At 70.8% G+C, this 14,643-nt stretch carries 14 protein-coding genes and 1 pseudogene; 11 read left to right on the top strand and 4 right to left on the bottom strand.

What is annotated here, in order from left to right; all coding sequences use genetic code 11:
• Positions 1–88 precede the first annotated feature (88 nt).
• Positions 89–1,048, top strand: a complete 960-nt coding sequence (locus ACTWNK_RS00955) for a tyrosine-type recombinase/integrase (RefSeq protein ID WP_474301559.1) — start codon at positions 89–91, stop codon at positions 1,046–1,048.
• Between the two features lie 200 nt (positions 1,049–1,248).
• Here ACTWNK_RS00955 and ACTWNK_RS00950 read toward each other — a convergent pair whose 3' ends face one another.
• Positions 1,249–1,464, bottom strand: coding sequence for a hypothetical protein (locus ACTWNK_RS00950; RefSeq protein ID WP_474301558.1), 216 nt, complete (start codon positions 1,462–1,464; stop codon positions 1,249–1,251).
• A gap of 517 nt (positions 1,465–1,981) precedes the next feature.
• On the opposite strand from ACTWNK_RS00950, the gene ACTWNK_RS00945 reads away from it, so the two are divergent.
• Positions 1,982–2,257: a hypothetical protein gene (locus tag ACTWNK_RS00945; RefSeq protein ID WP_474301557.1), complete on the top strand. Its 276-nt coding sequence runs from the start codon at positions 1,982–1,984 to the stop codon at positions 2,255–2,257.
• Between the two features lie 24 nt (positions 2,258–2,281).
• On the opposite strand, the gene ACTWNK_RS00940 is transcribed toward ACTWNK_RS00945, so the two are convergent.
• Together ACTWNK_RS00940 and ACTWNK_RS00935 are read right to left on the bottom strand one after the other, a co-directional pair.
• Positions 2,282–2,701, bottom strand: coding sequence for a Tn3 family transposase (locus ACTWNK_RS00940; protein ID WP_474301556.1), 420 nt, complete (start codon positions 2,699–2,701; stop codon positions 2,282–2,284).
• Between the two features lie 25 nt (positions 2,702–2,726).
• Positions 2,727–5,348 (bottom strand): annotated as a pseudogene (locus ACTWNK_RS00935) (Tn3 family transposase); the annotation flags it as partial.
• Positions 5,349–5,597: 249 nt separating this feature from the next.
• Here ACTWNK_RS00935 and ACTWNK_RS00930 point away from each other — a divergent pair.
• Positions 5,598–6,416: a hypothetical protein gene (locus ACTWNK_RS00930; protein WP_474301555.1), complete on the top strand. Its 819-nt coding sequence runs from the start codon at positions 5,598–5,600 to the stop codon at positions 6,414–6,416.
• Between the two features lie 38 nt (positions 6,417–6,454).
• On the opposite strand, the gene ACTWNK_RS00925 is transcribed toward ACTWNK_RS00930, so the two are convergent.
• A complete protein-coding gene (locus ACTWNK_RS00925; RefSeq protein WP_474301554.1) occupies positions 6,455–7,504 on the bottom strand; it encodes a tyrosine-type recombinase/integrase in 1,050 nt (349 codons plus the stop codon).
• Positions 7,505–7,773: 269 nt separating this feature from the next.
• Here ACTWNK_RS00925 and ACTWNK_RS00920 point away from each other — a divergent pair, with 269 nt between their 5' ends.
• From ACTWNK_RS00920 to ACTWNK_RS00885, 8 genes are all read left to right on the top strand, one after another.
• Positions 7,774–8,640 (top strand): helix-turn-helix domain-containing protein, encoded by an 867-nt coding sequence (locus ACTWNK_RS00920; protein ID WP_474301553.1) that lies wholly within the window; start codon positions 7,774–7,776, stop codon positions 8,638–8,640.
• 12 nt (positions 8,641–8,652) lie between these two features.
• Complete coding sequence (locus ACTWNK_RS00915) at positions 8,653–8,871, top strand: DUF397 domain-containing protein (protein ID WP_474301552.1); 219 nt, start codon at positions 8,653–8,655, stop codon at positions 8,869–8,871.
• Between the two features lie 230 nt (positions 8,872–9,101).
• Positions 9,102–9,767 (top strand): ATP-binding protein, encoded by a 666-nt coding sequence (locus tag ACTWNK_RS00910; protein ID WP_474301551.1) that lies wholly within the window; start codon positions 9,102–9,104, stop codon positions 9,765–9,767.
• A 76-nt stretch (positions 9,768–9,843) separates the two neighbouring features.
• Positions 9,844–11,211 carry a hypothetical protein gene (locus ACTWNK_RS00905; RefSeq protein WP_474301550.1) on the top strand — a complete coding sequence of 456 codons (1,368 nt, stop codon included), beginning with the start codon at positions 9,844–9,846 and terminating at the stop codon, positions 11,209–11,211.
• On the top strand, positions 11,208–12,458 hold the full coding sequence (locus tag ACTWNK_RS00900) for a metallophosphoesterase (protein WP_474301549.1): 1,251 nt from the start codon (positions 11,208–11,210) through the stop codon (positions 12,456–12,458). The genes ACTWNK_RS00905 and ACTWNK_RS00900 overlap by 4 nt, the downstream gene beginning before the upstream one ends.
• Positions 12,458–13,000 (top strand): dCTP deaminase, encoded by a 543-nt coding sequence (gene dcd, locus ACTWNK_RS00895; protein WP_474301548.1) that lies wholly within the window; start codon positions 12,458–12,460, stop codon positions 12,998–13,000. Before ACTWNK_RS00900 ends, dcd begins: the two co-directional genes overlap by 1 nt.
• Positions 12,958–13,530, top strand: a complete 573-nt coding sequence (locus tag ACTWNK_RS00890) for a dCTP deaminase (protein WP_474301547.1) — start codon at positions 12,958–12,960, stop codon at positions 13,528–13,530. The genes dcd and ACTWNK_RS00890 overlap by 43 nt, the downstream gene beginning before the upstream one ends.
• On the top strand, positions 13,527–14,636 hold the full coding sequence (locus tag ACTWNK_RS00885) for a glycosyltransferase family 4 protein (protein ID WP_474301546.1): 1,110 nt from the start codon (positions 13,527–13,529) through the stop codon (positions 14,634–14,636). The genes ACTWNK_RS00890 and ACTWNK_RS00885 overlap by 4 nt, the downstream gene beginning before the upstream one ends.
• Positions 14,637–14,643: the final 7 nt, after the last annotated feature.

Raw genomic sequence — 14,643 nt, 5'->3', positions numbered from 1 at the left:
AACGATCACGGCCGAGCTGGGGATACGTCCCAGCGGACGATGCGCGACTCCGGCACGTTATCCGGTACATCGTGCCGGGCGGTGGCCGATGAGTGCGGCGGGCGCGAAGGTCACCGCGATCCGCGGAGCCGCGATCACGCTCGCCGAGGCGGCCGACGCATTCCTCGGCACGCACCGCCTCGCCAACCCCAACACCCACCGCGCCTACGCCTCCGCCATCGACCGGACCATCGCCGCCCTCGGCGTCCGCGACCGCGCCTTGGCCGACGTCGCCGACCACGAGATCGGCCACGCTCTCACCACACTGTGGGGCGAGTGCGCGCCGGCGACATGGAACCGCAACCGGGCCGCCGTCTCCTCCTGGCTGTCCTGGTGCACCACGAAGAAACAGCTGGTCGCGCCGTCCATCCCCGGCGAAGCCGAAAGGCGGCGAGAGAACGTCGACCACACCAAGGCCGTCGCCAGGACCAAGCTGGAACGACTGCTGTCACGCCGCGACATACCGCTGCGCGACAAGACGCTCTACCGGATGCTGTACGAGACCGCCGCCCGCGCCGCCGAGATCCTCTCCCTCAACGTCGAAGACCTCGACCTCGACAACCGGCGCGCCCCGCTCACCTCCAAGGGCGGCGACGTCGAATGGGTGTACTGGGACACCGGCACCGCCCGGCTGCTGCCCCGCCTCCTGCGCCTGCCCGACGGCCACCCCGATGGGGCCGTCCGCACGCGAGGACCGCTCTTCCTCGCCGACCGCAAGCCCGTCCCGGCCCGCCGTCCCAGGTCCGGGCACATCTGCCCGCACACAGGCAGGCCCCGTCTGGGCTATGACCGCGTCCGCGTGCTCATGGACAAGCACCTCGGCCTGGACCCGCACCAGCTCCGCCACTCGGCCGCCACCCACCTCGGCGAACAGAAGGTGCCGCTTCAGCTCATCATGGCCAAGACCCGGCACAAGAACCCACGCACCGCGATGCGCTACACCCGGCCCGGCGGCGAAGCCGTCGCCGAGATCACCGCCATCCTCGGCCCTCCGGGTCGTACCCACTGAGGCCCGGCCGCCCCGAAACCAAAAGCGCCCCTTCACCGCGAAGCACGGAGAACAAGGCGCGTCAGATCAATGAAGAGGACTTCGGGAATCAGCGCAGACGACTACGGGAATCGACACCGCCTCTTGGTAGGCGGTGGCGAGGTTGTTGCGGGAGGTCGGGGTGTTGGGGTGGTCGTTTCCGTGGAGGCGTTCTTCGGTGGTCAGGGCGCGTTCGAGTTAGGCGATCGCCTGGCCGAGCGCGCCCTGCCCATGCAGGACAACAGCTGCCCCGCCGCAGCGGCCGAGCTCACCCGCCCGCCCGTGTCGGGGGTGTAGCCGCGCAGGTCGACGAAGAACACCCCGCCCGCAAACCAGCCCGCGCCCATGGCGTGGTGGGCGGCGACCAGGGCTAGGGCGGTCTTGCCGATCCCGCCCATCCCCCGCCACCGCCGACACCCCCCGAACCGGTGCCGCCACCCTCATCCCCGGAGCCGAGGGCCAGGACGACCGGGACGGCGACGATGCCGGTCTGCTCGGCGGCACCCACGATGACCGCGAGGGGGAGCAGGAAGGGGAGGCGGCCGTGCCTCCCGCCGGGCGCGGACGCAACGGCACCCGCTTCCCCGTCGACTGCGAGTGCACGCCCGCGCGGTGTCTGCAGGTCACCCCCTGCCGCCTGGGATCGGGGCCCGATCATCTGCGGAGCCTGCGAGCAGCCCTTCGCCGAGCCCGGCTGACCGGCGGCGCTACCGTGGTCCGTTGAGGGGGGTGCGCAGAGGGTGTGAACCGCATTCGGCCGGTTTACGCCCGGTGAACGGGTGAGCGCTCTACGCTGTAGCGGGCTGGGGTGGCGCGGGCTGTCGGAGGAGGGCGTCCCAGTACTAGTGGAACGACGAACCGGGGTTACTGTCACATGATTTGACACTAGGTCTCTGACCAGGCCACTCTTGCGTCGTGGCGGATTCTGAGGGTGTGGCGTTCCTGCGGTCGGATGTTGCCCGGTTCTGCGGGGAGATCGTCGATCTGGCGCCCGCGGTACGGCTGGCGCGGCTGGCGGAGCTGCGGGCGATGCTGGATGAGGTCACCTCGCAGGCGATGTCGGCTGCGATGGCGGACGCACAGAGCGAGGGGTGGGGGCTGCGCCGGATCGGCAAGCACGCCGGGGTCTCCCATGAACAGGTCCGCCGGATGCTCGTGCCGCCTGAGGCGCAGCCCTCCACGCCGCAGTGAAGTGGTGGCGGGGCTCAGCTGGGGTTATTGGCCGGGCGGGGGCGTGCGCAGCGGGCGCAGGGCGCCGCCCCTGATGATCTCCGGCAGGGCGAAGTTATAGCGCCCTAGGAAATTGAAATGCTCAAAACCCAGCGGGGAGAGCCGGGCGATGTCGGCGGCTGCTATCTTCTTTCCCTCGGCACGGATTTGATCCAGCGCGCGAGCCGTATAGACCGTGTTCCATAGAATGCAAACATTGGTCATGAAACCCAACGCGCCTAGTTGATCTTCCTGGCCTTCTTTGTATTTCTGCCGGAGTTCACCCTTTTGGCCGTGGAAGATTTTGCGGGCCAGGGTGTGGCGCGATTCCTGGCGGTTGAGCTGGGTGTTGACGCGGCGGCGCAGGAGTTCGTCGTCGAAATAGCAGGCCAGATAGGTCGAGCGATCCAGCTTGCCCAGCTCCATCAGCGCCCCGGCCGATCGGGGTGGGCGTGCCGCCGCCGGCGAAGTAGCGAAACAGCTCACTGGCCTTGACCGCGCCAGTGGACAGGGACGCGGCGACGCGCAGCAGGTCATCCCAGTTGTCGCGGATGAGGCCGAGGTTGACGCGGCTGCGGATCAGGCCCTCCAGGCGCCCGTAGTGGGCGGCTGGGTCGGCGCGGTACAGGGTGGCGCTGCCGACGTCGGCCAGGCGCGGGGAGAACTGCCAGCCCAGCAGTCGGAAGATACCAAAAGCGATTTCGGAGGCGCCCGAGGTGTCGGAGGCGATTTCGGTCGGCTTCAGTGACGTCTCCTGCTCCAGCAATCCTTCCAGGATGTAATACCAGTCCTTCGGCGTACCCGGAATGACGATGCCGTGGAAGCCGGTGAATTGATCGGAGGTGAAATTATAATAGGTGACGCCCTTGGCGCCCTTCCCCTTCCCCCAGTATTTGGTGTTGGGTCCGGCGTTGATGGTTTTCACCGGGACGACGAAACGCAGCCCGTCGGCGGATGCCAATTCTCCGCCGCCCCAGGCTTGCACCAGCTCCAGCTTGGTGTGGTGGTCGACGAGGGCGGCGTTGGCGGCGGTGATGGTGGCCGCCCTCAGATAGTTCTGCTCCACCCAGAACAGCCGGTCCAGGGCGAGCGCCGGATCACCGTCGGAGACCATGGGTCGCATCCCGACGTTCATGCTTTGCGCGACCAGGACGGCGGCGATCGAGGTGATCATGTCCTGTTTGCGCGACGGCGAGTCGCCGGAGACGTGGGTGAAGTGGTCCAGGCAGCCGGTCCAGGCGTGCACTTCCAGCAGCGCCTCGGGCAGGTCGACGATGGGGATGCGGGCGTCGACGTCGGCGCGCAGCGCGGTCAGCGTGGCGGGCTCGTCCAGGCGTTCCAGGCCGGTCAGGACCAGGCGGTCCTTGCCGCCCTCGTCCTTCTCCAGGCGCACCCAGTCGTTTTGGCCGTCCTCATCACCCGACAGGCCCGCGGCGAGCTGCTTGTAGGCGTGATCCAGGGTGGTGGCCCAGCGCTGCACGTCGTGCTCGGGGTCGGGTGACAGGCCCAGCTCCTCACAGATGATCGGCCGGGCCTTATCCCAGGCGTCGCCCCTCAGCAGCCCGGCGGTGGGGTCGCCCCACTTGCGCAGGCCCGGCACGAACACCTCGTGGCGGCGCAGTGATTCGCGCAGGCGTTCCACCGTGGCCAGGGTGTAGGCCTGCTTGTCGAAGGTGCCGGCCAGTTCACCGCGTTTGGGGAAGACCCGCCGGTGCCAGGCGGAGGTGAGGAAGGCGGCCGGGACTTCTTCGGGGGAGATGTCGGTGCGGCGGCGTTCGATCGCGCGCAGGAAGTCGATCGCCTCCAGCACCTCGTGACCGGCCCGTACGCCTTGGCCGGGCGCCTCGGCGGCGGCGCCGGCGTCGAAGTCGAGGTGCTTGAGCAGTTTGGGCAGGAAGCGCCGTACGGTGGCGTAGCGCTCGGTCAGCTCCTCGTGCAGGTGCTCGTCCGGTTCGCGGGCGAGTTCGGCGACGACGTCGGCGGCGGCGTGGACGGCGGCCAGGTCCATCTCCTCCAGGGCGGCGCGGATGTCGCCGTCGGGATGCTGGGCGACGGAACACACCTTGAGCCACACCTCGCGCAGCATGATCGCGGCGCCGTCGAGGTCTTTGATCGTGCGGATGCGTTCCTTGTTGGCCTTGAACCCCGCGGTGCGCAGCAGGTCGCCGACGACCAGGTCGAACACCTCGATCGCCTCATCGGCCGAGGCCGGGTCCATCACCTGGGCGAAGGCCACCAGGGTGGCCAGCTTGCGGTCCCCGCCCAGGGCGTCGACGGCCTGGGCGCGGGCAGCGTTCGCGAAGCGGGCCAGCGCGGCGATCTTGCCCGGCGGGATCGCCGACAGATCCCAGGTGGCGGCGCCCAGGGCGCGCAAGTCCAGATGCCGGTCGACGGCCTTGGCCACGCCGCCGCCGCTGACGTCGGTGGGGCTGCGCCGCAGCCGGTCCAGTTTAGAGACCCGCCGGCCCTCCTCCACCACGACCAGCTCTTCCAGGGCGCGCCGCTGGCCGGGGCTGGGGGCGGCGGCCAGCAGCCGGTACTGGCGCAACGCCGCGCGTTCGCGCAGCCCGGCGATCATCCGCTCCAAGGTGGTGACCCCGGGCAGCAGGATCTTGGCCTCCACCAGGCGGTGGGTGGCCAGGTCGAACAGCACGATCGGGCGTTCGCCGCCGTTCCAGGTCCGCCGATACACCCAGCGGGCCAGGGCGAACCACTGCTCGAACTCAAACGGGGTGTAGCCGTGCGCTTCGCGGATCAGCTTCTGGTGATCCCAGCGCGCCTCCTTCTCCCCATACCCCTTCAGGTCGGCGGGATCCAGGCCAAGCTGCTCGGCGACGTAGTCGACGACCACGGCCGGCGCGTCGCTCGGGTCGAGGAGGAAGGTGCCGAGAAAACGTACGGTTCCCAGTTGGAGGGCGTAGCCGATTTGGTTGCGAGCGCCGTTGGCGGCCATCGCCTCGCGCCGGTCGACGGCGTCCAGGTGGAAGAAGGCGCCCAGCTGGGCGGGGTCGGGGACGCCGTTGAAGACTCCCCATCGGCTGCGTTGTTCCTCGGACAGGAAGTTGACCGGCATGAGATCTCCCTCGACACGCCGAAGCGCCCCCCGCCTCGCCCGGCGTGGTGAGGGCGCCCCGGATATCACCGGCGGCCAAGTTGAGGGACTCGACTTGGCCGATTACGTGCTGAATTGTGCCAGTTTCACGGCTACATGATCACCGCTGTCAGGGCGCCGGGCCGTGGCGGAGGGCCGCGCGGGCGTCCCGCCACGCGACGCCCGGATCTGGCGGTTGCTTTTGCGGGGGCGGCCTTTATCGTCGAGATCATGGCAGCCCGCCGCAATCCGAAGAAGGACAAGGCCGCCCGGCGCCGCCGACCCGACCGCCGGCCCGCGGACGGCCATCGGCGGGTGCGGATGAGCATCGAGACGGTCACCACCATGATGCTCAACGCGCCTGCGGAGGTGCTGCCGCTGGTCGGGGTGGCCGGTTTTTGGCTGTGGAACATGGCCGAAGACGGCCACAGCGCCGCCTACTGCGTGGACGGCTGCCGGACCATGCACCACGCGCTGGCCGAGTACGGCATCGCCTCCCGGGTGGAGGCGGTGGTGCTGGAGGTGGAGGGCAACGGCTCGCACACCCTGTACGGCGGCAACGGCCCGCACTACAACCCCGACGGCAGCTTCAACGGGCATGCGGTGCTGGTGGTGCCCCCGGCCCGCAGGTTCATGGACGCGACACTGCAGCAGTACGCCGAGGTGCCCGACACCGAAAAGGCCACCGCGCCGCTGCTCGCCCCGTTACCGGACGGCACCGGGCTGGGCAGCGCCTGGCTCGCGATCGACCGGGGCGACCACCGCGTGGTCTACCGGCCGGTGCCCGAGCACCAGCGCGAGGCGTGGCGCAACCCGGCCCAGCACGTCGGTGATGACGCCTTCCGGCGGGCCGGCGCGAACCTGGCCGCCAACGTCTTCGACATGCTGCGCAGCGAGTTCTTCCGCGAGGCGAGCCTCGCCTCGCCCTACCCGCGCCTGCACCGCCTGATCGAGGTGCTGGGCGAGGCCAAGTCGATCGCCGACAGCAACGGTTACCGCTTCCGCCCGGCGGGCGCGGCCGCCGATGTTCGCCTGGCCGACATCCGTTGACCCCCACCCGCCGCACCGCCCGTACTGCCCGGATGTTGTCACAGGTCTTCGACGTAGTCGGCGGCGATCTCCTCGGGCGGGTTGGTGTACAGCTTCAGGTAGCGCTCGTTGGCGTGGCCCAGGCGTCGTTCCAGCTCGGCCCGGTTGTGGCCGGAGGCTTGGGAGAGCAGGTAGGCGAAGGTGTGGCGCAGATCATGCGGGCGCAGCGTGCCGAGCTGCCGGTCGGCGCCTTGGACTTGCAGGTCGTGGATGGCGCCGATCTCGCCGACGATCGTGTTGATCGAGCGCGGTGACAGCCGCCCGTCGGGCTGGCGGGCGGCGATGGAGGGGGCCGCCAGGAACAGCGCGGTGGAGTCGGGGGCGACGTCGCGGTCGCGTTCGCAGGCGAGGTAGTCGGCCAGCGCGGCGCGGGCGTCCAGGCCGAGGAAGACGCTACGACTGGTGCGGCCCTTGCCGCGCACCCCGGAAAGCTTGGCCTTCTTGACCCGGCGCAGCTGCTCGGGCTCGCGAGGCTCCAGCTGGTCCAGGTCCAGGCCGGCGATCTCGGCGCGGCGCAGCCCGGTGCCGAGCATGGTGTGCACGATGGCGCGATCGCGCAGCGGCCGGGCGTGACGGTGCGTGGCCACCTGGCCGCCGCCGCGGTGGCGGCGGCCGGTCAGCTGGTGGAAGGACTCCAGCCGGTCCAGCACGTTCTTGACGGTGCGCACCTGGGCGGCGCCCAGCGCGCGCACCTCGGGGGCGGGCAGCCGTAGCGGGTCGACCCGCTTGGTCGGGTCGCCGCCCGGCAGCAGCGCGGCCGGGGCGTGCGCACTGATCCAGGAGAACAGGGCCGAGGCGTGGGCGAGGTGGTTGTTGACCGTCGCCGGCGCCATGGCGGCCGCGCTGCCGTCCTTTCGCCGCCACCCGGCGGCGGCCAGGTGATCGCGCCAGGCGGCGAGTTCGCGGGCGGTGATCGCCGAGACGCGCTCGTGTCCGAGCCCGGCGGTGATCCAAGCGCGCAGCCGCTGCAGATGACGGCTGATCTTCGCGCTCACCTCGGCCGAACGCACCCCGCGGACCGCGAGGTCGAGGTAGCGCTCGATCCACACTCCAAGATCGTCATCGGCCGGGTCGAGGCTCCCGGAGAGGCCAACGACCTTTCGTGAAGTGATTTTGCGGCGATCCTGCCCCTCGGCCCTTTCGGCCGAGCTGGGCGTCTGGTGGGGCATGCCGCCAGTTTACTTCACGGAAGAGCCATTTCCTGAAGAGAATCGGCGGGACCGCGTACGGCTTATGCTTCCGAGCTCGCGCCGCTAGGCTTCCGCTGACGGTACGAATTTCTGAACTGCCCGGCATGGCTGGCTGTTGGAGATCACGGATGATTAGCCCTTACGTACGTCGGCTGCGGCTGGCCACGGAGTTGCGTGCTCTGCGCACCCGGGCCGGGCTGACCCACGAGCAGCTGGCCAAGAAGATCGGCACCTCCCGCGCGCAGATCTCCCGGCTGGAAAACAGCCACGTCCCGCCCGACCAGGACGACATCATCACGCTTCTGGACGCGCTGGGCGTCGAGGGCGAGCAGTGGACGCATCTGCTGACCATCGCCCGCGAGGCCGCCGAGCGGGGCTGGTGGGAGTCCAACAAGGCGATGGGCACCCGGCAGCCGCTGTTCGCCAACCTGGAGGCCGGCGCGGTGGAGATCTGCGAGTACCAGCAGACCTTCTACCCCGGCCTGCTGCAGACCCCGGAGTTCACCCGGGTGCGGGTGGCCGCCGACTGGTTCGCCGATTCCGCGGGCGCGGCGCCGCAGGCCGAGGGCGTCGTTAAGGGGCGGGCGGGACGCCAGCGGATGCTGGCGCGCCCCGACGGGCCGACGTATGAGGTCATCGTGGACGAGGTCGTCATCCGGCGGCGCCTGGCCCCGCCCGCGGTGCTGCGTGAGCAATTGCTGCACGTGATCGCCAAGGCGGCCCAGGAAAAGATCACCGTCCGGGTGCTGCCAGTGGAGGCCGACATCGACGGCTACGCCTTTGTACCCTCCACCTTCTCCATCTACCGCTACGCCGATCCCGGCGACCCGATCGTCGTCGGCGTGGAGGCGGTCACCTCCGATGTGGTCTTGACCGAGGACGGCCACGTCACGCCCTACCTGCAGATGTATGACCGGCTGCGCGCCGCCGCGCTGCCGGCCTCTGACAGTCTCCATTGGCTGAGCCAGGCCGCCGAGCGGCTGGCCGACAGATAAATAGGACCCATCATGAGCAACTCCCACGACAACGCCGACAAGTTCACCACCTGGCGCAAGTCGCGTCGCAGCGGCGGCGACGGCAACTGTGTCGAGGTCGCCGCCGCCGCCGACGGCACGATCGGGGTCCGCGACTCCAAGGGCCGGGGCGGACCGCACCTGGAGTTCACCTCCGAGCAGTGGCGCGACTTCCTCGGCCGGGCCAAGGCCGGCCAGTTCGACCAGATGTAGGGCGCCGGGTCGGGCGCGCTCAACTCCGGCGGGGCCGGAGTCCAGCCTTCGGGCGGGCTCCGGCCCCGCTCGCATGGTCGGGGTGACTGGCAGGTGACAGAAAGCCGGGAACGGGTTGTCAGCCGGTCGGTGCAGAACCATACTGAGGAAGTTTTGAGTTTCTGTACCGTACAGAGTCTTGAGCAGTTCGCAACTTTGCTCTGTGCTGAGCACTGCAGAGGTGACGCGATATGCCGACCGCACCAGGCACGCCGACTTCGGCGGCCATGCTGTGCAGCGCGACCGGCCCGCTGCCTGCCGCCCGCTGGCGGCAGGTGTTCGCCGGACACGAACAGCAGTTGGGGCCGCTACGCCGCTGGCTGGAGTCGCTGCTGCCCGGCTGCCCGGCCCGCGACGACCTGGCGCTGATCACGGTGGAGTACGCCGCCAACGCCATCGCCCACACAGCCAGCGGCAACGGCGGCTGGTTCGTCACCGAGATCACCTGGCACGGCAGCGCCATCCGGGTCACCGTCGCCGACGGCGGGTCGCAGGCTGAGCCACACCTGGTCGACGATCCCCTGGCCGAACACGGCCGCGGCCTGCACCTGGTGCGGGAACTGTCGCAGCGGATGGGCGTGGCCGGTGACGCGCGCGGGCGCGCGCTGTGGGCAGAGGTGGACTGGTCGCCGCCCAGCGGGCAGGCCTTCCCGGCCTGGCGCGGACCCTGGGAGAGCGCGATCGCCGCCGATGAGCAGGATCTGCTGCGCCGCTTCCCCGGCAGCTGTACCTGGTTCGGCCGCGCGACGCTGCAATGGTGGGCGCTGGCCGACGGGGCGGGCGGCTCCCTGATGAGCGCGCCGTCGGCCGAAGCGCTGGCCGAGCGGCTCGCCGGCCACCGGCGCCCGCCCTGGTGAGGTTCTCAGGTCGCAGGCGGCACAAACCTCAGAGCATCTTCGTCCGGTTCCACCGCCCGAGGAAAGGGATCCGCACATGACCCAGGCTCACCCCGCACCCGCCCCCGCTGCCGTCTCCGTCCCTGATCCGCGGCGCGGCCTGGCCGTCGGTGGCGGGCGGGCGTTGTCGGGCACAACGGGGGTGGACGGCTCGAAGAACGCCGCGCTGCCTCTGCTGGCCGCGGCCGCCGCCCTGGGCCAGGTGGTCACCGTGACCAACCTGCCCGCCAGTTCCGACGTGGCCGCCATGACCGCGCTGATCCGCGCCGCCGGAGTCCTTACCGAACCTGTGCCCGGTCGAAGCGGCGCGCTGCGCGTCACCCCCGCCCCCGACCAGGCAGCAGGGGCGGAGCATGAGCTAGCGGCGGCCATCCGCGCCTCTTACTATCTGGCGCCCGCCCTGCTGGCCTGCGGCCGGGCCGAGCTGCCCTGGCCCGGCGGGTGCAGCGTCGGTGATCGCGGCATGGAACTGCACTTGGCCGCCTATGAGGCCTTCGGCGACAGCGTGTACACCAACGCGGAGGGCTACCGGATCACCGCCGCCGTTTCGCCTTCACAGGCCCCGGTGGAGATCACCCTGCCCTTTCCCAGCCGCGGCACCACCGTGGTGGCGCTGCTGCGCGCCCTGGTGGCCCGCCGCCCGCTGCTGCTGCACTCGCCCAACACCTCCCCGGAGGTGACCGGCCTGGTGACGGCACTCGGCCAGGCCGGGCACGAGATCGCCTACCGGGGCGATGGGTCGCTGTCCTTCCGCCCTGTTGCCGAGAGCGGCGAGGTGGCCTACTGGCGGGTGCCGGGAGACAAGATCGAAGCCGGGACGCTGTTGTGCGCGCTGGCGGCCACTGGCGGAGCCGGCCACATCACCGGCGCCGACCCCGCCCACCTGAAGCCGCTGCTGGACCTGCTGGCCGGGCTGGGGTTCGCCATCGCCCTCACCGAGAGCGGGGTGGAGTTGTCGACGCCCGCCGTGGTGACGGGCATGCCGGTGCGGGCCATCGCCTCCCTGGCCTCGCTGGCCGCCCGCGACTGCCTGGATGCCGACTTCGAGCCGCCGCTGATGGCCCTGGCCCTCACCCTGCCCGGCCGGCATGCCTTCGCCGATGAGATCAACCCCGGCCGGCACGCCAACCTGCTGCCCCAGCTGCGCCGTCTGGGCGCCGTCATCACCGAAACCTCGCCCACCGCCTGCCGCCTGGACGGCCCCCAGCACCTGGCCGGAGCGCAGGTGGAGGCCACCGACATCCGCACCGGCTCGGCGCTGCTGCTGGCCGCGCTGACTGCCCACGGCACCAGCATGATCAGCGGCCTGGGCCAGCTGCAGCGCGGCCACGCCGACCTGCCCGGCAAACTGTGCGCCCTGGGCGCCGACATCACCACCCTGACCGGAAACTGGCCGCAACCGTGACGGCGACAGGAGCGCAGGCGGAGGAGGCCCGCGACCTCCAGGCGATCGTGGCCACCACCGACGTCCATTCCACCCTGGAAGACGCGTCCCGCCTGCTCGCCCACCTGCACCATGCCCGACGCGACGCGCTCGTGGTCGACTGCGGCGACTTCTTCGAGGGCAGCGGCTACTACACTCTGGATCGCGGCGCCCTGGAGCAGCAGCTGCTGACGGGCCTGTATGACGTGCTGGCCCCCGGCAACCACGGCTGGCACCACCACCTGCAACCCGGCCTGCGCCCGCTGACGGTGTGCGCCAACGTCAGCGATCAGCGCGGCACCGACCTGTTTCGACCCCTGCGCTGGGCCACCATCGCCGGACGGCGCGTCGCCATCACCGCGGTCATCGGTGAGCAGGCCTTCGCCTGCGTACCCGCCGCCGACCGGGCCGGGGCCCGTTTCATCCCACCGGAGGCCGCCCTGCACGCGCTGCGGCGCGCCCACCAGGCGCAGGACTGGATCGTGCTGAGCCATGCCGGTTACGAACACGACCTTGCCCTGGCCAGGGCCTGCCCGCACCTGGACGTGATCTTTTCCGGGCACTGCCACAGCGAACGCCATCAGCCCACCATCGTCGGCACCACCACGGTGGTCAAAGGCTACGAGCTGGCCGCCGGCTACGCCCGCGCCGTACCCGGGCCCGGCGGCTGGCGGGCCAGTGTGCACCACTTCGCACCCGCCGCCGAAGCGCCCGCCATCCCCGCCTGCTGGTGGCCGCTGCTGACCCGCATCGCCCACCTTCGCCGCCGGCTCGCCGTCCCGCTCGGCCAGTTGCGCGAGGACTTCCGCGACCGGCCGCTGAACCTGCCCGACCTGCTGGCCGCCACCGCCGCCGATCTCCGCGCCCGCACCGGCGCCCCGGCCGTCGTCCTGAACCAGACCTGCCTGCGGGCCGCCGACCTGCGGACCCACCTGAACGTCGGCGATCTTCTCCGCATCGAGCCGTTCGGCAACCGGCTCACCGTCGCCGACGTGCCGCAGCCCTTCGCCGCCGCCCCGGATGCTCTGCTGTCCCTGCTGCGCGAGGCGATGGGGCCGATCATCACCGACCCCGACCCGCTACCCCTACCGCTGCACCGCGTGCTCACCACCGACTACCTGGCCGCCACCTTCCTGAGCAGTGACCAACCCCCCACCCACGAACCGCTCGCCCAGGCTCTCCAACGCCTGATGACCACAAGCGACCCCAACCGACAAGGAGGCCGGTGATGATCCTCACCGGACCAGAGATCACCACCGCGGCGGGCGACGGCAGGCTGCGCATCGACCCCTTCGAGGCCGACCAGGTCAACCCCAACAGCTACAACGTGTCCCTGGGCGAAACCCTGCTCACCTACACCGACCCCGTCATCGACGCCCGCCGCCCCAACCCCACCCGCGCCCAGCACATCCCCGCCGGCGGCTACGTCCTGCAGCCCGGCGAGCTGTATCTGGGCCACACCCAAGAACGCGTCGGCTCCGACACTTTCGTCCCGCTGCTGTTCGGCCGCTCCTCCGTCGGCCGCCTCGGCCTGTTCGTCGAGATCACCGCCCCGATCGGCGACCTGGGCTTCCATGGCCAGTGGACGCTGATGCTCTCGGCCATCCGGCCGCTACGCGTGTACGCGGGCATGAAGATCGGCCAGATCATGTTCTTCGTCTGCGTCGGCCCCATCGACCTCTACCGCGGCAAGTACCAGGCCTCGGCCGGACCGCAATCCTCACGCCTATGGCACGACGGCGCCCGCCCGCTCGGGGCGGCCGCCTCATGATCCTCACCGGCCCCGCCATCGCCGCCGCGATCACCGCAGGAGAGATCACCATCGACCCCTACGACCCGGCCCGCCTGTCACCCAACGCCTACGACTGGCGGCTGGGAGAACGCCTGCGGATCTGCGAAGGCGACCTGGACGCCGCCGAACCCAGCTCCTTCACCGAGATAGCCATCGGCGAGAACGGGACGATCCTGCGTCCGGGCGTGCTGTATCTGGGCCTGACCCACGAGCGGACCGGCTCCGAGCGCTACGCCCAGCTCCTCAACGGCGACCACGCCTCAGGCTGCCTCGGCTTGTGGGTACACGTCTCGGCGCCGCTGGGCCACGCCGGGCACGCCATCTGCTGGACCCTGGAAATCCGCGCCGCCAAAGCGGTGCGCGTCTACCCGCGCATGACCTTCGGCAAGCTCGCCTTCCTGCAGACCTTCGGCGCCCCCTGCAGCTACCAACACCTCGGCCGCAAATACACCCAATCGGCCGGCATCGAGACCTCCCGCCTGCACGAGGAGATCGGCGGGCAGCCATGAAAGCCGCCACCCAGCCCGGGCCGATCCTGACTGCGCTGGACCTGCCCGCCGCCAGCCCCGGCGGCAGCGTCGAACTGCTGCACGACCTCTACACCGGGCCCGCGCCGCTGATCGACGCCCAGGTGTTCATGCTGGCCCCCGACAACCCAGACACCCGCTACCCCACCCCGATCCAGGTGCTGCCCGCCACCGGCAAATGCCTGGACGGGCCCGCATTCGCAACCTACGTCACCCACCTGCGCGAACGCCTGGCCGCAGCCGTCGACCCGCGCCAGGTCGCGGTGGTCCACCTGCAGCACCTGGCCTTCGGCGCCAGCCCCGCCCTGATCGCCCTCCTGCCCCGCCACCCGCGCCTGGCCCTGGTCCACGGCACCGACCTGATCTTCGCCGCCGCCCACCCCACCCAGCGCCGCGTCCTGCACGAGAGCGCCGCCGCCTGCCGCGCCATCGTCGTGCCCACCACCGCCATGGCCGACCACCTCAGCCGCCTCGCCCCGCACACCCGCCAGGCCCGCCTCGTGCACATCCCCTGGGGCATCCCCGACGAACTCCTGCACACCCCGCCACCCGCGCGCCAACGCGGGCAGGGGCCGCTGCGGCTGCTGTACGCCGGACGACTCACCCCCGAAAAGGGGCTCGACACCATCACCGCAGCCCTGGCCGCCATGCCCGGCCTGCACCTGAGCATCGCCGCCCCACCCGCCCAATACGCCACCTACGCCGCCGACAGCGCCCGCGAGCGCTGCCCCATCACCTACCTCGGCTGGCTACCCCGGCGCCGGTTGTGGCAGGCCTTCGCCGACCACGACGCGCTCATCGTGCCCTCCACCACCCTGGAAGCCTTCGGCCTGGTCGCCCTCGAAGCCCAAGCCCGCGGCTTGCCCGTCCTGTACCGGCCGGTGCCCGGCTTGACCGAAGTCCTCGGCGACTCCGCACTGGCCGCCGACCTGGCCAACCCCGCCGCCCTCCTGCAGACCCTCATCCGCCTCAAGAGCGATCGGGCTTTTCTGGCCGACCTGCGCGCCGCAGGGCTGGCCAACGCCGCCCGCTTCCCGCTCAGCGCCACCGCCGCCGCACTGAACGCCCTCAGCCGGCAGATCACCTGACACGTTC

The sequence above is a fragment of the Nonomuraea sp. IBHARD001 genome (assembly GCF_056106265.1).
This window is presented reverse-complemented; position numbering and strand designations above follow the sequence as displayed.